The 23,626-nt window shown below is 52.7% G+C and carries 25 protein-coding genes; 11 read left to right on the forward strand and 14 right to left on the reverse strand.

Going from position 1 to position 23,626, the window contains the following annotated elements; genetic code table 11:
- Position 1: 1 nt before the first annotated feature.
- Positions 2–748 carry a monofunctional biosynthetic peptidoglycan transglycosylase gene (gene mtgA / locus KJ869_01615; GenBank protein ID MBU1575892.1) on the reverse strand — a complete coding sequence of 249 codons (747 nt, stop codon included), beginning with the start codon at positions 746–748 and terminating at the stop codon, positions 2–4.
- Positions 749–797: 49 nt separating this feature from the next.
- Between mtgA and KJ869_01620 the strand changes: the two genes are divergently transcribed.
- The gene (locus KJ869_01620; protein MBU1575893.1) at positions 798–1,676 is read left to right on the forward strand and encodes a DMT family transporter; all 879 of its coding nucleotides are present in this window, start codon (positions 798–800) and stop codon (positions 1,674–1,676) included.
- A gap of 36 nt (positions 1,677–1,712) precedes the next feature.
- Here KJ869_01620 and KJ869_01625 read toward each other — a convergent pair whose 3' ends face one another.
- From KJ869_01625 to KJ869_01680, 12 genes are all read right to left on the reverse strand, one after another.
- Positions 1,713–3,011: a transglutaminase-like domain-containing protein gene (locus tag KJ869_01625; protein MBU1575894.1), complete on the reverse strand. Its 1,299-nt coding sequence runs from the start codon at positions 3,009–3,011 to the stop codon at positions 1,713–1,715.
- Positions 3,012–3,131: 120 nt separating this feature from the next.
- Complete coding sequence (locus KJ869_01630; GenBank protein ID MBU1575895.1) at positions 3,132–3,596, reverse strand: GAF domain-containing protein; 465 nt, start codon at positions 3,594–3,596, stop codon at positions 3,132–3,134.
- A 35-nt stretch (positions 3,597–3,631) separates the two neighbouring features.
- Positions 3,632–4,798, reverse strand: a complete 1,167-nt coding sequence (locus KJ869_01635) for a permease (GenBank protein ID MBU1575896.1) — start codon at positions 4,796–4,798, stop codon at positions 3,632–3,634.
- An 8-nt stretch (positions 4,799–4,806) separates the two neighbouring features.
- Positions 4,807–5,508 (reverse strand): cytochrome c biogenesis protein CcdA, encoded by a 702-nt coding sequence (locus tag KJ869_01640; protein ID MBU1575897.1) that lies wholly within the window; start codon positions 5,506–5,508, stop codon positions 4,807–4,809.
- Positions 5,505–5,918, reverse strand: a complete 414-nt coding sequence (locus tag KJ869_01645) for a thioredoxin family protein (GenBank protein ID MBU1575898.1) — start codon at positions 5,916–5,918, stop codon at positions 5,505–5,507. Before KJ869_01645 ends, KJ869_01640 begins: the two co-directional genes overlap by 4 nt.
- A gap of 130 nt (positions 5,919–6,048) precedes the next feature.
- Complete coding sequence (locus tag KJ869_01650; protein ID MBU1575899.1) at positions 6,049–6,282, reverse strand: TM0996/MTH895 family glutaredoxin-like protein; 234 nt, start codon at positions 6,280–6,282, stop codon at positions 6,049–6,051.
- 19 nt (positions 6,283–6,301) lie between these two features.
- Positions 6,302–7,228 (reverse strand): cation diffusion facilitator family transporter, encoded by a 927-nt coding sequence (locus KJ869_01655; GenBank protein ID MBU1575900.1) that lies wholly within the window; start codon positions 7,226–7,228, stop codon positions 6,302–6,304.
- Positions 7,229–7,315: 87 nt separating this feature from the next.
- Entirely contained in the window at positions 7,316–7,603 is a 288-nt protein-coding gene (locus KJ869_01660; GenBank protein ID MBU1575901.1) for a 4Fe-4S binding protein, read from the reverse strand.
- Between the two features lie 10 nt (positions 7,604–7,613).
- Complete coding sequence (locus tag KJ869_01665; GenBank protein MBU1575902.1) at positions 7,614–8,750, reverse strand: acetyl-CoA synthase subunit gamma; 1,137 nt, start codon at positions 8,748–8,750, stop codon at positions 7,614–7,616.
- Between the two features lie 10 nt (positions 8,751–8,760).
- Positions 8,761–9,174, reverse strand: coding sequence for a rhodanese-like domain-containing protein (locus KJ869_01670; protein ID MBU1575903.1), 414 nt, complete (start codon positions 9,172–9,174; stop codon positions 8,761–8,763).
- Between the two features lie 18 nt (positions 9,175–9,192).
- Positions 9,193–10,239, reverse strand: a complete 1,047-nt coding sequence (gene arsB, locus KJ869_01675; GenBank protein MBU1575904.1) for an ACR3 family arsenite efflux transporter — start codon at positions 10,237–10,239, stop codon at positions 9,193–9,195.
- A 26-nt stretch (positions 10,240–10,265) separates the two neighbouring features.
- Positions 10,266–10,544, reverse strand: a complete 279-nt coding sequence (locus KJ869_01680) for a metalloregulator ArsR/SmtB family transcription factor (protein MBU1575905.1) — start codon at positions 10,542–10,544, stop codon at positions 10,266–10,268.
- A 289-nt stretch (positions 10,545–10,833) separates the two neighbouring features.
- Here KJ869_01680 and xth point away from each other — a divergent pair, with 289 nt between their 5' ends.
- The 9 genes from xth to KJ869_01725 all read left to right on the forward strand — a co-directional run bounded on the left by xth (position 10,834) and on the right by KJ869_01725 (position 19,158).
- On the forward strand, positions 10,834–11,604 hold the full coding sequence (xth, locus tag KJ869_01685) for an exodeoxyribonuclease III (protein ID MBU1575906.1): 771 nt from the start codon (positions 10,834–10,836) through the stop codon (positions 11,602–11,604).
- Positions 11,601–12,434, forward strand: coding sequence for a hypothetical protein (locus KJ869_01690; protein ID MBU1575907.1), 834 nt, complete (start codon positions 11,601–11,603; stop codon positions 12,432–12,434). The genes xth and KJ869_01690 overlap by 4 nt, the downstream gene beginning before the upstream one ends.
- 37 nt (positions 12,435–12,471) lie before the next feature.
- Positions 12,472–13,419 carry a PAS domain S-box protein gene (locus KJ869_01695; protein MBU1575908.1) on the forward strand — a complete coding sequence of 316 codons (948 nt, stop codon included), beginning with the start codon at positions 12,472–12,474 and terminating at the stop codon, positions 13,417–13,419.
- Between the two features lie 190 nt (positions 13,420–13,609).
- Positions 13,610–14,887, forward strand: a complete 1,278-nt coding sequence (gene serS, locus KJ869_01700) for a serine--tRNA ligase (protein ID MBU1575909.1) — start codon at positions 13,610–13,612, stop codon at positions 14,885–14,887.
- A gap of 11 nt (positions 14,888–14,898) precedes the next feature.
- Entirely contained in the window at positions 14,899–16,143 is a 1,245-nt protein-coding gene (locus tag KJ869_01705; GenBank protein ID MBU1575910.1) for a pentapeptide repeat-containing protein, read from the forward strand.
- Positions 16,144–16,242: 99 nt separating this feature from the next.
- Positions 16,243–16,770 (forward strand): GNAT family N-acetyltransferase, encoded by a 528-nt coding sequence (locus KJ869_01710; protein MBU1575911.1) that lies wholly within the window; start codon positions 16,243–16,245, stop codon positions 16,768–16,770.
- Positions 16,771–16,896: 126 nt separating this feature from the next.
- Positions 16,897–17,676, forward strand: a complete 780-nt coding sequence (locus KJ869_01715; protein ID MBU1575912.1) for a hypothetical protein — start codon at positions 16,897–16,899, stop codon at positions 17,674–17,676.
- Complete coding sequence (locus KJ869_01720) at positions 17,673–18,707, forward strand: hypothetical protein (protein ID MBU1575913.1); 1,035 nt, start codon at positions 17,673–17,675, stop codon at positions 18,705–18,707. Before KJ869_01715 ends, KJ869_01720 begins: the two co-directional genes overlap by 4 nt.
- A 157-nt stretch (positions 18,708–18,864) precedes the next feature.
- On the forward strand, positions 18,865–19,158 hold the full coding sequence (locus KJ869_01725; protein ID MBU1575914.1) for a hypothetical protein: 294 nt from the start codon (positions 18,865–18,867) through the stop codon (positions 19,156–19,158).
- A gap of 86 nt (positions 19,159–19,244) precedes the next feature.
- On the opposite strand, the gene KJ869_01730 is transcribed toward KJ869_01725, so the two are convergent.
- A complete protein-coding gene (locus tag KJ869_01730) occupies positions 19,245–20,507 on the reverse strand; it encodes a radical SAM protein (protein ID MBU1575915.1) in 1,263 nt (420 codons plus the stop codon).
- Positions 20,508–20,660: 153 nt separating this feature from the next.
- On the opposite strand from KJ869_01730, the gene KJ869_01735 reads away from it, so the two are divergent.
- On the forward strand, positions 20,661–23,626 hold a 2,966-nt coding region (locus KJ869_01735), incomplete at its 3' end, for a hypothetical protein (GenBank protein ID MBU1575916.1).

The raw sequence follows: 23,626 nt of genomic DNA on the forward strand, positions 1-23,626 counted from the left end.
ACTAAAAAGACAAACCGTCGAACTCCTCCTGGGTCAGATGCCCGTATTGCAGCATCTTTTGAGCGATCCAGTTGCGGCGGGTTTTCATTCGTTTGGTGTCGGTAAACGGGCCGTATTTCCTGGGGTTAACTATGATCGAAGCCAACCTGATAGCCTGTTCGGGATCAAGCTTCGACGCCGAACAGTCAAAATAAATCCATGACGCTGCCTGGCAGCCGAAGATTCCGTTGCCCCATTCAATGTAATTCAGATAAAGCGCAAATATCCTGGCTTTGCTCAGTTTTTCCTCCATCCGTCCGGCCAGAAAAACTTCGGATATTTTCCTGGTCAGGCTCTTGGAAGTTGAAAGATAAAGGTTCTTGGCTAATTGCATGGTGATGGTGGAGCCGCCCCTGGCCCACCGTTTCTTTTTCCAGTCTGTTTTGATGGCCTCCCTCAACTCGTCATAGTCTATGCCCTGATGGGAGAAGAAAGCCGCATCCTCGGCCACCAGCACCGCCTTTTTAAGATAGGGCGATATGGAATTGTAAGGAATGTATGACTGGCTGATCCGGTACGGTTTTTTCTTGGTCCGGGCCTCTTTAACTCTTTGCTCCATCAAAGCGGTCTTGGCGGGATTCTTCTTTGCCAGGTTGTCAATGGCCGGCAGGTGTATCAGATCAAGAACGACGGACCCGGCGAAATAAAAGATCGTCGCCGCCGCCAATATGATGATGAATTTTATTTTGGGGTTTTCCTTTTTGCTCATAGCCCAAGTATTATCCGCAATAGCAACCAACTTGTCAAGACATTGATAGATGAATAAATCGACTGTCAATAATCCGCTGATGGTTCTGGTCTCGGTCCAGGTGATCATGGCCGGGACCTTTCTGATGACCAAACTGGGTCTGCGAGAGTTCTCCCCGCTGGCCCTGGGAGTGCTGCGCTTCGGACTGACCGCTCTGGTCTTTGCCGCCCTGCTGGGCATGAAAAAGATGTATTTCAGACCCGATCGTAAAGATCGCTGGACCTTCCTCTGGTTGGCCCTTTTCTCGGTGCCCTTCAACCAGGGTCTTTTCCTTTACGGCATGAAATATACCCTGGCCGCCCACGGAGCCCTGCTTTACGCCGCCACCCCTATCATGGTATTGTGCCTGTCCTGCATCTGGCTAAAAGAAAGACCTTCGCCATTAAAGATAACCGGCATCGCCCTGGGATTTGCCGGAGTGTTGCTGGTGCTGTTCGAAAAGGGGATAGATCTCTCCGGTCAGACCCTCAAGGGAGACATCCTGATATTTTTTGCCGTCCTTACCTGGTCGGTTTATACCATACTGAGCAAGAAAATGTTGCAAAAATACCGGCCCTTGCAGGTCACGGGGTATTCGCTGATGTTCGGGGCGGTGCTTTTTCTCCCCATCGGTCTTCTGCCGATACTCCGGCAGGATTACGCGGCCGTCACCTGGTCCGGCCTGTCATCGATCCTTTACCTGGCCCTGCTGACATCGGTTGTAGGTTACCTGACCTGGAACTGGGCCTTGTCCAAGATCGAGGCCAGCAAGGTGGCGGTGGTGTCCAACCTTCAGCCGGTGTTTGCCGCCTTATTGGCCTGGATATTTTTAGGAGAGAAGATCACCCCTAATTTCATACTCGGGGCGGCGGTGGTGGCCGCCGGGGTGATACTGACCGAGAAGGGATAAAACAAAAGGCCTCCGTTTTGGAGGCCTTTTTGGTTTTCATTTGTATTTATTTATTGCCAGAACCACATTTTTTGTTTTACGGTTAAAAATATCGCGTACTCTGAAAGTAAAAATATTACTGCCTTTTGTTAAATGTCCTACAAATTCAGATTTGCATTCAGACCATGGCCCGTTATTGCGACTTATTTCATATTTCTTGAAAAACGGGCAAGAATTAGATAGCACAAACGAAAGCTTTTTATTATGATATTTTAATTTATAACTGATTTTATTCATACTTGGATAAAGGTAATCCATCCCCTGATGATGCTTAAAATATCCTCGCGGTTTATCCTGGAACAACAAATGCGGTCGATCACTTGTTTCTTCTGTTTCTCCCAGAGTATCCCAATTGGCAAAGAAATTCTGATTGTTATATATCCAGACCACACTAAAGTATTCCAGCCAACTTTTTAGGGATACAGCTTTCCGGCCATTAATATATGGATTTACCTGTTGCGTTTTCCCTTTCAAAACATATTCACGTATTTCAGAGGCATTTAAAACCTCTTTCCCCGCCATCCAATAACAATTGTTCTGGGGATCCAATAATATCCATTTATCAAAATCATCGCTCCATACTTCTATTACCCAATGCCCCTTTCCTGTTCCGTAACCGTAATTATTTTTTAAAATAGCAATGACCCTGGCCGGATAGCCCTGTGCCTGCATGACAGCAGCCAGGAGAATCGAAAATTCCTGACAAGTAAACCCTCTTTTATCATCTGCCTCCTTAAGTATTGTAATGGGGTTTGAATTGCTGGGTTTATTAACCGCATCGTGAGCAAAACATTTATTTACCCAGGCAAGACATTCTTTGAAGAAATCAAATTCCTTGGTGGATTTGAAATGTGGTAGTTTCTTTTTCAAACGAACCAGATTTCTTGTGTCACAATATTTCATCCACTGCCAAGGTTCAATATTCTGGCTTTGGTATTTAACAATCCCTATTGTACTGGCATTATTATAAACAAGCTTGTATATATGCTGAAAAGTATTTAATTCTTTTAAACCTCTTCCTTTATATTTCAAATTCGACAAATCATCCAACTTCTCCAGATCCGTATATCCCAATTTAGCAGCTTTGTTAAATAAAGACAGTCCTTCTGCAATATCTTTGTTTAAAATTGACATATATGCGGCAGCAGCTAACGCCCAATTTTGTTTTTTTGAATCTTTTGCCAAGGCAAATAATTCTGCTACTTGGCTAAATTTGTTTTTAGCGCCATTAAAATCATTCTTTGAGGCATAGATTCTGCCCTCTTTTATCAAGCGCTCTATATTATTATTGTTCACCAAGACCCCTTTGACTTATATTTACCATTATTATCACAAACGTTGAGTTGCAAATCAAGTGAATTATTTCATATATAAAAAGCCCTCCATTGAATATGGAAGGCTTTGGATCTTTTCATTCTATAAACCGGCACCTTTAAGCACCATTTCCAACCCTTTCACATCTTCCTCGCTGAAAGAACCCAGCTCTCCGCTGTCCAGGTCCAGCACATAGAGACACTCCCCGTCCTTTTCCAATACCGGCACCACCACTTCGGAAAGGTTGTTGGGGTCGCAGACGATATGTTCTCCGCCCAAAGCATGAACGTCGGCCACCACCTGGGCCTTTCTTTCCTTCCAGGCCTTGCCGCAAACCCCGTGCAGTCCGATGGGAGAACAGGCCGGTTTGGGCTGGCGGCAGGCCAGCAGCATTTCCTTCTTATCGTCGGTGATCTTATAGAACCCCACCCAGGCCAGGCCCTTTTCTTTCAATCCCTCCCATAAAATATTGGTGACCGTTTCCATCTTTTGTTCCGCCGATCCCAGGTCCTTTGCCGCCAACCCGGCGGCTTCGGCCATTTTTGAATAGTTCCGAAGGTGTTTCATTTAAGCCTCTCCAAATATTAGTTTGACCTCTTGCCTCAGAACAACCAGCCATAGATCAGGCCGGTGATGGTGGACATGATGACGACCAGGATTATGTAAACCATGGTTTTTTTAGTCCCCATAATACTGCGAATTACCAGCATCGAAGGCAGGCTCAATGCCGGGCCGGCCAGAAGCAATGCCAATGCCGGTCCTTTTCCCATGCCCGACCCCATCAGTCCCTGCAAAATGGGAACTTCGGTGAGAGTGGCAAAATACATAAAAGCTCCGGCGATGGAGGCGAAAAAGTTGGCAAACAGGCTGTTGCCGCCCACCAGTCGGACGACCCATTCATTCGGGATAAGAGCCTGCTGGCCGGGCCGTCCCAACAGGAATCCGGCCACCATCACCCCGCCCAAAAGCAGCGGAAATATCTGTTTGGCAAAAATCCAGGTGCTGTCCTTCCACATCGTCAGCTCGTCGCGGGAAAACCATTTCCAAAGAATGAACGCCAAGGAGATCAACAGCGCGCCGGTTATATACCATTTTACCTGAAAGATGACAGTCCAGAAAGAAACCGACGCTCCCGGCGCCCAGTTGGCAAATATCAAAATGCCAACCATAACGGCAAAATATATTACTGTCTGCCAAAGCGGTCTGGCGGCAGGGGTTTCACCGGTTTCAACGAAACCGCCGTTCTCGTGGCGCCGGGCCTCCTCTTTACGGAAAATAAAATGCATCAAAAGACCTATGATCACCGAGAACACAACGGCCCCCACCGCCCGGGCGATGCCCATCTCCAGACCTAGAATTCTTGCAGTTAAAATAATGGCCAGCACATTGATGGCCGGGCCGGAATACAAAAAGGCCGTGGCCGGCCCGATGCCCGCCCCCTTGGAATAGATGCCGGCGAACAGCGGCAGCACGGTGCAAGAGCAAACTGCCAGGATCGTTCCCGAAACCGAAGCCACGGTATAGGCGACCATCTTTTTGGCACCTGCGCCCAGATAGCGGATCACCGAGCCCTGGCTGATGAAATTGGCGATGGCTCCGGCAATGAAAAAGGCCGGCACCAAACACAGGATAACGTGTTTCTGGGCGTAGTCCTGTGTCATTAAGAAAGCCTCCATAATGGAAGCCTGCATCCGGGGATTGCTCCAGGGAATAAAATAGGCGGCCAGGAAAAGACCAATCAAGGTTAAAAGTTTATTGCGCTCTTTCATTATATTGCCTATCTTGCCGTGATAATCATATACACCCCGCCCAGGATCACCAAAACGCCGCAGACGATCTTGACGATGGCCGTACCTTTTGACTTTTCCGTCCAATTCAGATAATGCTGGATGATCTCGGTAAAAGTCCCGGCCAGCACCAGCACCAAGCAGTGCCCGATGCCATAAGCCAATAAAAGACCTGCTCCGTAAAGAGGATTGGTGGACGCCGTGCGGAAGGTGACCGCCAGCATCGGGGCCATATAGGCAAAAGTGCATGGCCCCAAGGCAATTCCGAATATCAACCCCAGAACAAAAGCAGCCAGTAAACCTTTCCGCTTGTATCCCGAGGCATTAGCCCCGGCCCAGGGCATGGGGATCAGGCCGATCAGGTGCAGACCGACCAAAAAGAAGATGACCGCTACAAAATAATTGCCCCAGCGGCCGATATCGCCCATCATCCGTCCCAGGGCCGCGGTGATTACGCCGATGACTCCGATGGTAAGTAATATTCCGACCCCGAACAGCAGGGAGATTGCGAATGCCCGCTTGGTGGAGATCCGGCCCTGCTCATCCACAAAGCCCACGATCAGCGGGATGCTGGCCAGATGGCAGGGGCTGAGGATGATGCTGAGGATGCCCCATAAAAACGAGGCCGCCAGGGCGATCAGCGGAGCGCCCTCAACGGCGTGGGATAAATTAATGAAGAGCTGTTCCATTATTTCTTAAGCTGGTAGCCCAGCTCTTTCCATTTGGCCAGGATATCCTCTTTGGAATAAAAGCCCTCGTGCCGGAACAGTTCCTTGCCCTCCGGGCTGTAAAATATCTGAGTGGGTATCACTCTTACTTTATATTTGCTTCCTTCATCCGGATTTTTCCAGACATCGATGAATACCACATCCATCTTGCCCTTGTATTCCTTTTCCAGTTCCTCCAGGATCGGCGCCATCATTTTACAGGGGATGCATTTACTGGCGCCCAGATCCACCAGCTTGGGTATTTTGACGGTCTTTGGTTTGGCGCTGTCCGCTTTGGCCTCCGGTGTTTTATTGATGGCCGGTACGGCACTGGTTTTTGCCTGCGTTTTCACGGCAAGCGTGTCCTTGGTTTGGGGTGCCGGTTTAGCTCCCATAGCCCATAATGGGCTTACTGCAAAGCAGAACAGGGGTATCGATAACATACCGATAAGAATTCTCTTCATTGTTTCCTCTTTGAAAATTAAATATATCCGTTTGAATCCGTAAAAATCCGTTCCATCTTTATTAATCGGATATCAGCTTCTTTATCTGCTCCGGCGATAGCAGGTGTCCGGTGGATTTTACCACTCCGTCTATGGCCAGGGCCGGTGTCAGCATCACCCCGAATGCCATGATCTCCTTGATGTCGGTTACTTTTACTATCTCGGCGGCTATGCCCAGTTCTTGAACAGCCTTCTCGGCGTTGGCATTTAGCGTTTTGCACTTGGGGCATCCGCTGCCCAGTATCTGGATCTTCATATTATCTTCCTTGTCTTTATTATTGACCGCATCTGTTCTGCGTTTCCGTTATATGGCAGTTCACCCCGTTGCACTCGGTGCATTCGAACTGGATGGTGGTGTGCAGAATTCCGAACTTATGTTCCAGCAGTTCCTGGATCTCTTTTAAAAGGGCATCGCTCTGGCTGGTCATCTGGTCGTCTATCTGCACATGGGCGCTTAAGGCGTGGATCCCGGAGGACAGGCTCCAAACATGCAGGTGGTGCAGGGCTTTAACCCCTTTGATCCCGGCCAGGACCTTTTCAATTTCCCGGCTCTCAATCCCCGCCGGGGCCGCCTCCAGAAGGATATCCACCGATTCCTTTACCAGGCCGTAGGCGCCTTTTAAGATCACCAGCCCGATGATAATGCTGAGTATCGGGTCGATAAGATAAAAGCCCGTGAACCTTATTAAAAGCCCGCCTATCACCACTGCCACCGAAGAAAGCAGGTCGCCGATTATGTGAAGAAAAGCCCCGCGCACGTTAAGGCTGTGTTTGCTGGAGGACTTGAGTATGAAAAATCCCGCCAGATTGGCCAGCAGGCCGATAACGGCAACAATGATCATCAACCCGCTCTTAATCTCGATCGGCGAACTGAAACGCTGCCAGGCTTCGTAGAAGATGTATCCCGACAGCAGGATCAGGGTAATGCCGTTTATCAGGGCCGCCAGTATCTCCAGGCGGAAGAAGCCGTAGGTCTTTTTCTCGGTGGCCGGCTGCAGGGCAAAGCGCATAGCCAACAGGCTTAACGCAATGGCCAGCACGTCGGTTAACATGTGCCCGGCATCGGAGAGCAGGGCCAGACTGCCGGACAGCCATCCGCCCAGGAATTCCGCCAGCATCACCAGGCCTGTTAGGATCAGGGTGATGAACAGGCCCTTCTGCCCGGCCTGGCGGTGATGATGGTGATCATGATTATGTGACATTATAATTGACCTATTCACTTCGTTAGCAAAGCATTGTTTTCCTTCTTAGTGCAAGACTTATTTCCCATTCCGGCAGGAGCGGTAATTTTAATCGCAACTACAGTCGCCGGAGGAACAGCAGGACGATGAGTTTTTTCGCTTGGAATTGAGCACAGCCTGGGCGCAGCCCACTCCCGGCTGCACCTGAATTGCGCCGTAAGGGCAATTGCGGCGGCAGGCCCCGCATTCGATGCAGGCATTACTATCGATCATTACTGCCTTCTGCTCGTCCATGCGGAACACTGCATGTGGACAGACCTGGACGCAACGTCCGCAGCCTTTACAGCGTTCCGGGTTGTATTCCAGCGTTACGACGTTCTCAAGATATCGCAGCATTATGGTCTCCTTATATTATCCGAAACAGGCATAGCATTTGCAATCCCGCCGACAAAGCTATCGCGCCGATGATCCAGGGCATCGAATGCTTAATTTCTTTCTTGACTCCCGATAGCGAAGTAAAGGTTGACGCGCCGGTAAAGTTCATAGCCAAATAGGCCGAAATAGCCGACATTAAAAGTATCAACGATAACGCCGGGAAGGGGTACACGGAAAACCAGCGAAAATAATTCGAGACAACAACAAGCAACACGCCCGACAGCAGACCGGCGACCGCGCCCTTGAATGAGAACATCCTGCCGGGAAGAACCGGCAGCAGCGCGGCTGTCAGCACCGTGCCGGCCAGGATAGCCGTCCACAGACCTGCTATCACAAATCCCGCCCGCTGCCAGCCCAAGGACAACTGGAAACCGGCCGGACCGAACGAGAACAATAGCCATATGATGACAGATATCCAAAATCCCTTCAGCCAGGCTTGCGACAGTTCCAACAGAGACACAACTAAACGGTCGGTCAATGTGAAACGGACCCGGCGCATGCCGGGGTCGGCCATTCGCCCGTTCTTCATGAATGTTGGTATATCCCGGGCCCGGACCGGACCGTAGGTCACGGAAAAACCGGTCTTTTTCTCCACCGCATGGGCGGATATGCCGGGGGCGCCAAGCTGGGGCACAATCAGCTCACGGTGGCCGACCACCTTCGCCAATCCCGTTTCCTCGATCATGCGGATCAACTCGGCGGTCCCGAAAGTGCCCTTGCCGGCCGCGCACCAGACGTTTACGCCCTTGGTGTCTAAAACCAGAATCCAGCCGTCGAGCCCGTGAAGGACGCGTCTTAAAATGTCGAACGACAGCTTGTAATTCGCCGAAACAAACACCGGGGAATCGGCTGTCGGCCGGCCGGCCGCATACAATCCAGGGCGGACGGCATATGACATGCGATGGTATCCCAGCCGGACAAGGGCCTGGCCCAGGTGATCGGAAAGATCCCATTCCGTCGTTATCCGCTCGATGGCATCGGCCGGCGAATCGACCTTCCCCAGTATCCTGATCGATTTGTATTTGATGCCGGTTTTGCCGGCCGGGTCACAGCAACTGTCTTCACCCTGTTTAGCGTTTTGCGCGGCGTTACAGGAACAGTTTGTCATAATTGATCCTTTATTTTTTTCCCTGCGGTTTCAACCTGCAAGTGCAGGAGCCCGAGAGCTGTTTGCTTTGGTCTATCTTAATCGGCAGGCCGTCGCGTTCCCAGTCAAGTATCCCGCCGTTGAGATTGGCCGCGTTGGGAAAACCCTGATCCATTAGATATTTTACCGCCGCCTTGCTGCGCAGGCCCACCGAATCAGCTATGATCAAGGGCCTGTCTTTTGGAAGCTCGCCCAGCCGGGATTTGAGCTCCGGATCAGGCAGGTAAAGCACTTCCGGCACATCGAATTTCTTATAATCGGTCTCGATCGGCGCCCGCAGATCTATGAACAGCGCGCCGTTCCGTGCCTCCTCCAGCGCCTCCTTGCCGGAAAGGTGTGCCAGCCCCGCTATCAGCAGGCCTTTTTTATCGAAGTAATTTTTCATTTCTTTGCGTCTTTGCGGTTAGGCGAAATATTTCTTCCTGAACCACAACGCCACGTTCACCAGCCCTATCATCACCGGCACCTCCACCAGCGGGCCGATCACAGCGGCGAAGGCCGCCCCGGAGTTGATGCCGAACACCGCCACCGCTACCGCAATAGCCAGCTCGAAATTGTTGCTGGCCGCAGTGAATGCCAGGGTGGTGGACTTGCCGTAGCCGGCCCCGGCTTTTTTTCCCATCCAAAAGCTGACTAAGAACATCACCACAAAGTAGATCAGCAGAGGAATGGCGATCCGCACCACATCCATCGGGATCCTGACGATATACTCGCCCTTAAGGCTGAACATCACGACAATGGTGAACAGCAGGGCGATCAGCGTGATGGGGCTTATTTTGGGAATGAATTTGGAGTGATACCATTCCTTGTTTTTCAGCTTGATCAGCGTGAAACGGGTGATGATGCTGGCTATGAAGGGAATGCCCAGATAGATGAAGACGCTTTTGGCTATCTGCCCGATGGTTATGTCGACCGCGCTACCCTGCAGGCCGAACAGCGGTGGAAGCTTTGTGATGAATATCCAGGCGAATAACGAATAGAACAGCACCTGAAAGATGCTGTTGAAGGCCACCAGTCCGGCGGCATATTCGGTATCGCCCTGAGCCAGGTCGTTCCAGACTATCACCATGGCAATGCAGCGGGCCAGGCCGATCATTATCAGCCCCACCATGTATTCGGGATAGGCCGGCAGAAAGATGATGGCCAGAAAGAACATCAGTATCGGACCCACCACCCAGTTCTGGAGCAGGGACAGCCCCAGCACCTTCCAGTTTTTGAAGACGTCGCCCAACTCCTCGTATTTGACCTTGGCCAGAGGCGGGTACATCATCAGTATCAGGCCGATGGCGATGGGGATGTTGGTGGTGCCCACACTGAATTTAAGATTGAAAGAATGCACCGCTCCCGGCCAAAGCCAGCCGATGAACACGCCCAGAGCCATAGCAGCGAAGATCCAGGCTGTCAGGTAGCGGTCCAAAAAACCCAACTTGCGGGAGATTGACTGATTCATAAAACAACCCCTCTGATTTTATTTGCTCACCATTTGCAAATACTGACCAGTTCGTTGAGCAACGATAAGAATTTTCTGCTGTCCTTGCTTTTATGCAGACGATAATGAACCCACTTGCCCTGGCGGCGGTCGTCAATCAGCCCGGCCTCCTTGAGGATCGACAGGTGCCGGGAGATGCGGGACTGGCCCATCTTAAGAGCCTCCATCAGCTGGCAGACGCACAATTCCCCGCCCTCCAGCAGTTTGAGGATACTCAATCTTGTCGGGTCGCCCAGGGCCTTGAAAGTTTTTACGGTCTGTTTCATATCTTCCTTAATTTCCCCTCTCCGCAGCGGGGAGGGGAAGGGGTGGGGTTATCATATCAATATATCTTGATATGTGTCCATCATATATCAACCCCCCTTAAAAGTCAAGCCCCTTATTTTATTATTGCAGATGGGGTGGTTTAATGATATATTTAAAATGATTACCCGAGGGCTGGTGACCCTATCCCCCTGGACCCGGAAACCTCGGTGATGGTGAACTAAACCGGAACATCTGAATTAGATCTGTATAATCCGCGAAAATCCGTGTCCAATTAAACCCAAAATAATTATGAGAACAACATTACTCTCCTGGAACGTCAACGGCCTGCGGGCCGTCTTCAAAAAAGGCTTTGCCCAATGGGTGGGAAAGGCCAGCCCCGACATCCTCTGCCTGCAGGAGACCAAGGCCAGGCCGGAGCAGGTGGTAAACGAGCTGGAAACCGTTACAGGATATCATGTCCACTTCGCCTCGGCCCAAAAGCCGGGATACAGTGGCGTGGCCCTATTCTCTAAAAAGAAACCCTTGTCGGTTAAGCAGACCTTCGGGGTAGCCAGATTCGACGACGAGGGCCGGATCCTCCAGGCCGACTACGGAAAATTCATCCTGTTCAACATCTATTTCCCCAATGGAAAAGCATCACCGGAAAGACTTAAATATAAGATTGACTTCTACCAAGCCTTTTTATTGGAGATGAAAAAGCTTATAAAAAAGGGCAAAAAGATAATCATCTGCGGGGATGTCAACACCGCCCACCAGGAGATAGACCTGGCCCGGCCAAAGGAGAACTCCAAGGTCTCGGGCTTTTTGCCACAGGAGCGGGAATGGATAGACCATTTTTTGGAGCTGGGTTTTATAGATACTTTACGGATGTTCGACCCGTCGCCCGGCCGCTATACCTGGTGGGATGTGATCAGCCGTGCCAGGGACCGCAACGTGGGCTGGCGGATAGATTATTTTTACGCCAGCGATAATCTTAAGAATAAACTCCGGAACGCTTACATTCTGCCGGAGGTGATGGGCTCGGACCACTGCCCCATCGGATTGGATATTGAGATATGAAAAACATTTTCGAAGCCCTGCTGGCGGAACAGCAAACGGACGGCGCCATCCCCCACCATCCCTATCACAAATGGCGGGGAGCCCACTGGGCGCTGCTGCTGCTGGCCGACCTGGGCCATCCTCCGGGGGGCCGGAAGTTGATCCCCCTGAGGAACCAGGTGTATGACTGGCTGTTGTCGGAACGCCACCTGAAAAGCGTCAAGATCATCAAGGACAAGGCCCGGCACTGCGGCTCCCAGGAGGGCAACGCCATCTTCTCCACCCTGACCCTGGGAATATCGGATCAGCGGGTGGAACAGCTGATATCCAACCTTCTAAAATGGCAGTGGCCCGATGGCGGATGGAACTGCGACAAAAAACCCTCGGCCCGCATTTCGTCCTTTCACGAGACCCTGCCACCCTTCCGGGCCCTGGCCCTGCACGCCAGGATCACCGACTGTAAAACCTCCCGCCGGGCCGTGGAAAAGGCCGCCCAGGTGTTTTTGTCCCGGAAAATGTTCCTGCGCAAAAAGGACGACACGGTGATGGATCCCGGATTCATCCGGCTGGCCTACCCGGCCTATTGGCACTATAACATCCTGGCCGGGCTGAAGGCCATGGCCGAGGCCGGGTTCATCATGGATCCCCGCTGCCGCCCGGCCCTGGACCTGCTGGAGTCAAAGCGTCTGCCGGATGGCGGCTGGCCGGCGGAGGTCAAATATTACCGGGTCTCCGGGAAGGAGGCCAACGGGACAACCCCCGTCGACTGGGGTGGGACCAGCAGGACCAAAAGTAATCCGTATATCACCGCCGATGCCCTATTGGTGCTGAGATCGGCCGGCAGGCTATAAAACAGTCTTGTAATCATTTTATTTAGGGGATAGTGTCATGGAAGACCAGGAAAAATCAAAAGAACAGCTTATCAATGAACTGCACGCCCTGCGCATTCACCTGTCAGAGTCCGAGGTGCAGGACCTGGAGCACGGCCGCACCCGGCAGAAACTGCGGGCCCTGGAACAACTGGTGGACACCATGCCTCTGGGCGTGACCATCTCGGACATCGAGGGCCATATCCTGTATTCCAACCCGGCCGAGGCCCAGATGCACGGCTATCAGGTTAATGAGCTGATCGGACAGGAGGTGCGGATCTTCGCGCCCAACGGCATCTGGAATCCTATGACCAGGGAGCAGGCCAGAAAGATCAAGCGCCTCAGCCGGGAGGGCCTGAACATCCGCCAGGATGGATCGATCTTCCCGGTGCACCTGATGTCGGATGTGGTCAAGAATTCCTCCGGAGAGCCTATTGCCATCATCACCACCAGCGAGGAGATGACCATCAAAAAGCAGGCCCAGGCCCTACAGTCGGCCCTGTACAAGATCTCCCAGAAGGCCGCCGCCGCCCCCAGCCCGGCCCAGCTGTTCTCCGACATGCACAGCATCCTGGGCGGGCTGATCTACGCCCGTAATTTCCTGGTGGCCCTGTACGACGAAGACAGCCAGATCCTGGAATTCCCCTATCACATCGACGAGTTCAGCGCCACGCCGCCCCCGGCCAAATTAGGCAAGGGGCTGTTCGAGTATGTGATCAAAAGCGGCCAGGTGCTGTTTGCCACTTCGGAGACCATTGCCGAGAAAATGCGGGCCGGAGAGATGGATGAGATGACCTCCCCCTTCGTCAACTGGCTGGGCATCCCCCTGAAGAAGGCCGACCAGACCATCGGCATCATGGTCATCAAGAGTTACACCGAGGAGATATCGTTCAGCGAGGCCGAGAAGGACCTGCTGATCTTCGTGGCCCAGCAGATAGTGGGCGCCATCGACCGGCTGAAAAAATGATCCTTCCGATCTTTCCGGTTATGTTATAATAGGGAGAAACCAACCACGGTTGCTTGCCTGCCTGGCCTCGATACAGCCGGTGGTTGAGTAGCATAAAAAGTGTATCGAAACCACCGGCCACTCGGCCAACGTCAGGCAAGCACTCCGTGATAACGTAAAAAATCCTGTCAAAAATTTAAAGGAACCAATCATGCTGGATCTTAAATTCATCCGCGAGAATATCGAACTGGTAAAAGAGGGCCTGGCCAAGAAGGGCGAAAAAGCCGACCTGGGGCCGTTCCTGGAGCTGGATACCAAGCGCCGGGCCATGGTCCAGGAGGTGGAGGTCTTAAAGGCCCAGCGCAACAGCGTCTCCGATGAGATCGCCAAGTTAAAGAAGGAAAAATCGCCCGAAGCCGATAAAAAAGTTCTGGAGATGCGCCAGGTGGGCGACCAGATAAAAGCCCTGGACGACGAGTTGCGCCTAGTCGAAGAGAAGCTGACCGAGATCACCCTGGCCCTGCCCAATCTGCCCGACCCCACTGTCCCGCTGGGCCAAAGCGAAAAGGACAACGTGGTGGAAAAAACTGTCGGCGATGAGAAGAAGTTCGACTTTGCTCCCAAGCCCCACTGGGAGCTGGGCGAGAAGCTGGACATCATAGATTTTGAGCGCGGGGTCAAGATGTCCGGCACCCGCTTCTATCTGCTTAAAGGGGCCGGCGCCCGCCTGCAAAGGGCCCTCATCGCCCTGATGCTGGACGTCCACACCAGAAAGCACGGCTACGGCGAGATCCTTCCGCCCTATATCGTCAATCACCACTGCCTGATCGGCACCGGCCAGCTGCCCAAGTTCGCCGACAACCTGTATCACGACGCCGAGGAGGATTTCTGGCTGATCCCCACCGCCGAGGTGCCGGTGACCAACATGTATCGGGGCGAGATATTGGACGGCAGCCAGCTGCCCCTCTATCACGTGGCCTACACCCCCTGCTTCCGGCGGGAGAAAATGTCGGCCGGCAAGGATGTCCGGGGCATCAAACGGGGGCACCAGTTCGACAAGGTGGAGCTGGTCAAGTTTTCTTTGCCGGAGAATTCAAATGAGGAACTGCAGAAACTGCTGGCCGACGCCTGCGTCATCCCGGAGATGCTGGGCCTGCGCTACCGGATAGTCCAGCTGTGCACCGCCGATCTGACCTTCTCCTCGGTGAAGACCTACGATGTGGAGGTGTGGGCCCCGGGCTGCAACGAGTGGCTGGAGGTGAGCTCCTGCTCCAACTTCGGGGATTTCCAGGCCCGGCGGGCCAATATAAAGTTCCGCAGGGAGCCCAAAGCCAAAACCGAATTTGTGCATACCCTGAACGGCTCTGGCCTGGCCCTGCCCAGGACGCTGATAGCGGTGATGGAGAATTACCAGAACGCCGACGGGAGCATTACCGTGCCGGAGGTTTTACGGCCGTTTATGGGGATGGATGTGATAAATATATCTTAAGGAGAATTCACTTGGATAAGAGAGAATTGATTCGAAAGATTAATAAGGGAGCAATTTCATGGAATGCTTGGAAAAAACGACATGACAAAAAGATTGCTTCTGTAGAAATAACTGAATATTCTTCTTTTGAACTAGATGACCTAGCTATTGACTTATCAGATTATAATTTTAAAGGTAAAAATCTATCTGGCTATGACTTTAGTAATGCAATTTTTCTCGACACCTGCTTCGTGGGCGCAAATTTATCAGAAGCAGATTTTAGTTGTTCTTATTTAACTTCTTCGGATTTAAGTGAAGCAAAATTAAACTATGCAAATTTTGAAAATGCAAGATTAGATAGTGCCGTATTTAATAATGCAAATTTAAGTAATGCGAATTTGAGCAATGCGGTTTTAGATAACGCAGACCTTTGTAGTACTATTTTATGGGAAGCCAATTTAACTAAAACAAATCTATCATACGCAAATCTATGGCAAGCTGACTTATGGCAAGCAAATATGGAAAAAGCAATATTAGAAAATGCCAATCTACATGGAGCAAATTTAAAAGATGTAAATTTAACCGGCGCCAACCTTTGTAATGCAAACCTTAAAGAAGCACGATTAATTGAAACAAATATTAAAGGTGCTAACCTTACTGGTTGTAAAGTATTTGGTGTTTCTGCATGGAATGTAAAGACAGATGCTAAAACAAATCAAAGCAATCTTATAATTACAAAAGAAAAAGAAAATATAATAACCATAGACAACCTTAAAGTTGCACAATTTATTTATTTAATTCTTGAAAACAAAGAAATAAGGGATGCCATCGACACAATAACATCTAAAGTTGTTCTTATTCTAGGTAGGTTTACGAAAGAGCGAAAAGTGATATTGGAATTATTACGAAAAGAATTGAGAAAATATCGATATATTCCCGTGCTGTTTGATTTTGAAAAACCCAAATCACGAAATTTTATTGAAACCGTTTCAACACTTGCACACTTGTCTAAATTTGTAATAGTTGACCTTACTGATGCAAAAATTGTTTTAGAAGAACTACCAGAAATTGTTAAAAATATTGCAATACCAATAAAGCCATTATTTTTAAATAATTCCGAAAGGGAACCCACAACTATCAGTAATTTAAGAAAAAATCATAAGTCGATATTAAATACATTCTATTATTCTACACATGAAGATATAATGAATTGCATGAATGATGAAATCATTACACCTGCTGAAAAAAAATATCTTGAGCTTAACGAAACATTATAAAAATATGTATATTGCCAAAGTTATATAAATGGCCAACTGGAACAATATATATGAAACCACCAAAAACAGCAGAAAGACTTGGGCCAGTCTAACATTTCAATGAAAGAAAATATCCTCATCCGCCCATACCAGCCCGCCGATCCCATACCGGAGATCACCGCGCTCCTGCACCGGGCCTACGCCGGCATGGCCGCGCAGGGCATGCGCTACCTGGCCTCGCACCAGGATGATAAGACCACTGAAAAACGCCTCACCATCGGCGCTTCATTTTTGGCCGTAAAGGAAAACGCCATCGTCGGCACCATCACCCTTTACGGGCCGTATCAGGAGGCCGAGGCTCCCCTCTATCGCCAGGAGGGCGTCAGCCACTTCGGCCAGTATGCAGTGGACCCCGACCTGCAGGGCTCCGGCCTGGGCAAAAGGCTGTACCAGACGGTCGAGGACCATTGCCGGAAGAATAACGTCAAAACCCTGGCCCTGGACACCGCCGGGACGGCCAAGCATCTGATAGATATTTACCAACGCTGGGGATTTAAGGTGGTCGACCATGTGCAGTGGGACTGCACCAACTACCGCAGCGTGATAATGGCCAAGGACCTGACCGCCCCCTCTTTCCCCCTCCCGTAAGGAGGGGGAAGAACGCACCCCTTCCCTCACGGGGAAGAGCCTGCACTGAGTTAAGCAACTTATTGCTGCAAACGAAAGTGGGCAGGGGTTAGGTCCGTACCCAGCCATCCAACATAGGAGCCGAAGATGAATTCCATTTTCCTGCTGGCAGCCCTCTCCCTGCTGGGCCTCTACGGCGAGCCCCACCTGACCCTGGAGTTGGCTGGCCCGGCGGCGGCCGATGCCGCCGGCAAACGGGTGCTGTTCTTCGCCTTCGTCCAGGTGCACCGCCCGGCCAAGGGCCTGGCGGCCTTTCCCGACGGCGGCCGCCCCAAGGTCCTCTACAAGAATGTCTCGCTCTACCAGATGGATATCGCTGACGGCGCCTTGAAAAGGCTTTACGACTTCGGCCCCCTGCCGCTGGCCAGATCCGCCTGGAACTGCCGGGCCTTTTATGAGGGAGATTCGGTGCGGTTTAACCTGGAGCCCGTCAGCGGCTGGCAGCAGAATCTCAAGTGGAAACGGGTGGATACGGCTTCATACCAAAAATATCATACCTGGTTTGTCATTGATCCAGCCACCGGCCTGGCCTCCCCGACCGAACCGGCCGGCAACGCCCCAAAAGTCGGCCCCGGCTTTCCCTTAAGCCGGATCAAACAGCTGGCAGAAAACATCGCCTGGAGACAGTGGGGCATCGAGCTGGACAGCATCTGCCCGGCCGGCAAAAAGGAGCGGATCGGCCAACTGACCGGACTGAAGGGAAACCAGAACTACCGGGATGCCCTGGTCGAGCAGTTTTACGGCCGGCTGGAGAAGAATGGGGCCCGGAAGATCGTTTCCAAAATCCGGAAAGACCGGCCGGGATCGCTGGCGGCCAAAGAGACCGTCGACAAACTGCGAAAAATCTTTCTGTTGGAGGACGAATGATCTTTAGATTGTTCCTGGCCCTCCTGTCCCTGACGGCCGCAACGGCTTTGGCCCAGGACTGGGTGGAGATCGTCCTGAGCGGATCGGAAGGCCAATATCATAACGCCAGCTCCCAGCTGGGCGCCAGCGAGGGCTGGGAGGTGACGGAGGCCAGCCAAAAGTACTCGACGGCAAACCTGGTCGACTGGGACTTCTCCACCACCTGGGCCGAGGGCGACCCGGGGGATGGCACCGGCCAAACGGTGTGGATAGCGATCCCGCGGGACTGCCGGACCTTCAATATTTTTTCCGGCTACGGCAAAAGCCGGGACCTTTACCTGAAGAACAACCGGCCCAAGCGGATCAAGCTTTCCTGCTATGCCGGGGTCAGCCCGCCGGGCTATGTGACCGAGATCGCCCGGTGCTTCCGGGCCCTAAAATACCCCGGCGATTTTTATTTTGACCTGAAGGATACCTTCGGCCTGCAGAGTTTTCCCTTTCCGGCAGCCTACCAAGACCTGGAGGATCTCCTGCACAAGGTCCAGGCAGGCTCCCGCCCGATCGACAGCCTGACGCCGGACCCGTCCTGCCTGATCCTGCGTCTGGACATAGCCGAAGTGTACCGGGGCACCAAATGGAACGACGCCTGCATCTCGGAGGTTTTCTTCGGCAGCATTTACGTAGCGGACGACAGCCGCCCCGGATATGCCGGGGCCAAAAATATCCGGGTGGACCCAAAAAACGAGGGCCGGATACTGGCCAACCTGCCGGGGAAAAAGAATGTGGTGATCTATAGCGACCCCGGTTATGTGCTGGGCCTGGCCGAGATCTCGGCCAGCCTGCGCTGGGCCACCGTCATGAGGATGGATGCCGGGCCCGGAGCGGGCCGCCGGCAGACCGAATGGCTGCTGCTCGACATTCCGAACGGAAAAGTAGTAAACCGGGAATTTGAAAAAGCCACCGGAATTTCCCTGGACGGCCCCTTCTTCCTGGTGACCAAGGGAGGCCGGCTGATCCTGGATGTCTCCTCAATAGAGATAACCCTTTATTGATCCAACCTCTAAATATATTGCTGCAAACGAAAGTGGGCAGGGTGCCTGCACTGAGGTTGACCATTTGTAAATCTTTCGAAGTGTTAGGTCATAACCGTAAGGGCAATTCATGAATTGCCCCAACAATGAATATGAACAACCATTACATGGAGGAAAAATGAAACACCGCAACGCCTTGTTCGCCGTTATCCTGTTCATCGCCCTGGCCACCCTGGCCGGCTGCATCCCCGGCGACGGCGCCAATACCGCCCAGAGACCGGCCGGATTTTTCTGGGGCATCTGGCACGGCTGGGTGGCCCCCTTTTCGCTGATCATCAGCATATTCAAAAAGCACATCCATCTGTACGAGGTCTTCAACAACGGCTGGCTGTACGATTTCGGGTTCTACATCGCGATCATCAGCGGCTTCGGCGGGCTGTCGCTGTTCCGCCACAAGAAATCGTGTAAATAGCACCACCCCTCCGTCCCCTCCTTGATCAAGGAGGGGATTAAAGGGGTGGTCTAAAAAGAGGCATGGTTACCCATGCCTCTTTTGCTTTATCCCAAATAAGGATTGAAATAATCTATCTTCGTTTTGGGCAGTTCCTTCCTGAATAATTTGATCAGCTCCGCGATCCCGATGGCCCGGCCCTTGGGCCGGGGAATGGTTCTTATATACCACCAGGGATCTATGGACAGATTCCTCATCTGGACCATATCCACCTTATACTGGGCGAACAGTTTTACCAGCCCCTCGGCCTCCCGCTCCCTATCGGTATAACCCGGAAATACCAGCAGGTTGATGCTGACGAACAGTCCGTTGTCCTTGGCGGCCTGGATGCTCCTCAGCACATCGGAATATCCATAGTTGACCGGACGGTAGTAGGCGTCGTAGCATTTTTTAAAGGAGGAGTTCAGGCTAATCCGCACCGAATCCAGCCCGGCATCGGCCAGGGCCCTTATCTTCTGCGGGCTGTAGCCGTTGGTGTTCAGGTTGATGGTCCCCTTATCCGTCTGCTTCCGGATAAGTTTGATGGCCTTTCCGATGGTCTCCGCCTGCAGCAGGGGCTCGCCCTCGCAGCCCTGGCCGAAGCTGGCTATGGGCGACGGCGCATTTTGCAGATGAGGAATGGCTATGGCGGCGATCTCCTGCGGGCTGGGCACGAATGACAGGCGGTCCTGCGAGGCGCAGCAGCCATCCTTCCCGGCCGGCTGCCAGGACAGACAGCCCAGGCACCGGGCATTGCAGGTAGGCGAGGTGGGCAGGGGCAGTTCCCAGCGGCGGTAAAAAGTGTTTTTTCCGGCAAAGCAGTGATACTCCAGGGCACAACGGGCTAACTGTCTTAACAGCCGGTTGTCCGGCTCCAGTTTCAATCGTTGCTCGACTAATTTGATCAGCCTCTTATCCTGTTCCGGGCTGTGCAGTTCGGGATCGGCCTTGGGATTCTTGGCCACCAATTTTGCCGCTCCGCAGATCTTCCCTTTATGCCAGGCCACCGCGGTGTAGGACCACAGCGGCAGCAGCGGATCGGATGACCTCTCCACATAGGCCGGCATAAGCGTTCTGGTATAGCCGGCCGGCATGAAGGCCGCCACCGGGTAGATCTTTTTAGTACCGAACTTTTCCAGGTAGACCGGGCTTCCTTCCTTTTGAGCCACGATAATCCCTTTTTTTATCACGAACAGCTCACTGCCCTCCGGCAGGGGCACCATCTCGCTTGCCGGGATGGGGACAAAGTCCCCGCCGGACAGGCCCAGGGCCTGGTGATGGGCGGAGTCGAAGATCCGGCCCTTGGCATCGGCGTAAAGTAAATTTGGCATGCGTTGATTATACGGAATATTGGAATCTTTGTCAAACCGGCATAGCCGGTTGAGAAATAATAAAAATAGTTCTTGACAAATATACCCCGGAGGTTTAATATCAATCAAATAGCATTTTGATCAACCATACCACCATTATTAACGAAGGACGCCATGAAAACATTTCGTTGGTTAGTCGCAATTTCTTCCCTGGCCTTGACCGCCACCCTGGCCCTGGCCGCCACCGCGCCTGGCAAAACTCCCCCGGCAGCAAAATTGATGTCGCAAAAAACATTGAACGCCAATGCCTGGACCATCTACACCACCAACTACGGCCCGATGGTAAATCCCCAGACCGGCAGCGGCGGTTTCTGGCGCAACCCGGGCCATGGCTATATTTACGGCGCCGGGCTGTGGGTGGGGGCCCAGAATAGTTCCGGAACAAAAATTGTGGCCAACGGTTACAATCCCGCCAGCGGAAGTTATGAGTTCGGCCCGGTCAGTCTGGATGACAGCTACCAAAATTATCTGACCGATCCGCTGGCCCGGGTCTACCTCTCCACCAATCCCACCGACTACTACGACTGGCCGGTCTTGGATGACGGGAAAAAAGTCATCAAATCCCGCCAGGACAGTTATTGCAAGTACAGCGATGAGAATCCCCAGTTCACCACCAGCGGCGATAGTGTCCTGCATGTGGTGGTGGAGCAGTTCTCCTACGCCTGGAACTATGCCGACAATAATGACATCGTCTTCTTTTATTTCAAGCTCCGGAACCTCACCGGCCAGATATTGGACAACGCCTATGTCGGCCCCTGTGTTGACAGCGACATCGGCGACGAGGCCGCCCCCAACGCCAACGACCGGACAATCTTTGACTATACCCGCAATCTGGCCATCCAGTTCCAAACTACCAATGAACCGGGCTGGGACAAGACCGGGGTGGTGGGCTTCCGCTATTTCGAGAGCCCCATCAACAACACCGGGGATACCGTGCATGTGATAGATAATCAGTTCCCCCACGCCATCGCCCCCGGAGATCCGCTGGGGCTGACCGCCTTCAAGATATACACCATTGATATGGATCCCAAGACCGACGAGGAGCGCTACCTTATGATGTCCGGCATCAACTACTGGGATCTGATCCCCGACGCCTACGATGAATGGGGCGCCGATGTGGCGGCCGACAAGCGTTTTCTAATGTCCAGCGGGCCGTTCGTTTTAAAGCCCGATTCCATAATGACCACCTGTATCGGCATCATCGGGGCATTGGACACTTTGTCTCTCAAGCTGGCTTCGGATGTGGCCCAGACCATTTACGATAACGGTTTCGTCCTGGCCGATGCGCCGTCCTCTCCCTCATTTGCCTTGACCGCCACCGCCGGGGACGGCAAAGTCTATTTAAGCTGGAACAAGGCCATCGAGAACACGCCCGATCCCTACTGGGAAAATTTGGATTCCATAAATAAGTGGTATACCTATTTTGCCGGTTCCTGGGTTCATCTGCCTCCGGCCGGCCAGGCGCTGGTGGATTCCTTCGAGATCAGGACCGGAGCCGCCACCTCCGCCAAGATACCCCGGGGGGCTGCCAATCCGGTGGGCGGAACCGATACTTTGAATGCCAAATACAGCGAACAAGCCATGTATACCCCGTATGATTTCCAGGGATACCTGCTCTACCGGGCCGACAACCTGGCCGACCTGAACGATCCGGCTAAAAGGGTTCCGGTGGGCACCCTTCATACCGGAAGCAGCGGAGCCCACGGCTATTTTTACGACAAGGTCGACGGGTATCAGATAGTCCTGGATATCGACCTGTATCCCTATGTGACGCCCGACACCACTTATTATCTTCCGATCTACGATACCATCGGCACCGACCGGGGGCTTATCTACGGCCTGGTTGATAACGGCCTGACCAACGGGCATTGTTATTATTACGGGATCTCGGCCTACGATTACCAGCCCAATGTTTATTTCACCCACAAATCCCCCACCACCATGTCCAGCGACCCGGTGTTGTATGCCCAGGCGGTGACCCCGGCCGCAACCCCGGGGGGATATGTTCCGCCCAATATTGTTATCCGGGTAGATGGCGGCTCGGATGTCCGCTATGGCGGAGCACTGGATTATTTTCAGAACCTCTTCGCGGCCGATCCCAAGGCCGTGCCGGACGACAGCTTCAAACTGTACTGGGGCGAGATGGGCAAGTATTCCAGCGGCGGTTACAATTATCCCGTTTACCAGGGACGGCTTTATAGCTCCGTTGATTCTTTAATGGATTCGCTGAGTCTGACACCATCCTACAGCTTTTATGGCGCTGAACCCGCACCCAGCTACAACGGAGCGCCGTACGACCAGTTGCCTTTCGGCGGGATCGTCTTCCAGCCCTTCCTGCACTATCTGCCAACCGAAGCCGTGGTCGATACGGTATCGGTCACCGGGGTCTACCCGGCCGACAGTATCTTCGCCCAGGCCTACGGTTCTCTGAACAGCAACTTTACCGCCAGCATCAACGCCTGGCAGTGGCGGGGGAGCGACTACGAGATCCGCTGGCGGGACAGCAGCGGCATGGTGGGCACCAATCCAGCCGGCAGCATCCTGTGCGCCACGGTGTGGGATATCACCAACAATGTGGAGGTTCCCCTGGAGACCGGCGTCACCAAAGCCAACATGATCAAGTCCTCCTGGTGCTTCAACCCCACCGCCACCACCTGCGCCGGCTATGTTGACAGCATCAGCACCTCGCGTTTCGGCATGTATATCGCCGGGGTCATCATCTATTTCAACCGCCGCAACGGAGCAACACTGCGCAATATCTCCACCCTGTGGGACCTGCGACCACACACCGGAGATATTTGGACCCTCACCTGTTCCGGGCCCACCACTCCCAGCAGCGGGGCCATTGCCACCTTTATTATGACCCCGGAGGTCTCGGGCGTGGCCGGCCGGCCCGGGATCGACGCCTTGAACGTCTTTCTGTCCCAGAACGCCCCCAATCCCTTCGGCCGTTCCGGCACCAGCATCAGCTACCAGATCGGCGGCAGCGGGTCCAGCCCGGTCAGCCTGAAGATCTACAACATCACCGGACAGCTGGTGAAGACTTTGGTCAACGAGCATAAAACGCCGGGCCGTTATAA

The sequence above is a fragment of the Candidatus Edwardsbacteria bacterium genome (assembly GCA_018821925.1).
Classification (GTDB): Bacteria; Edwardsbacteria; AC1; order AC1; family EtOH8; genus UBA2226.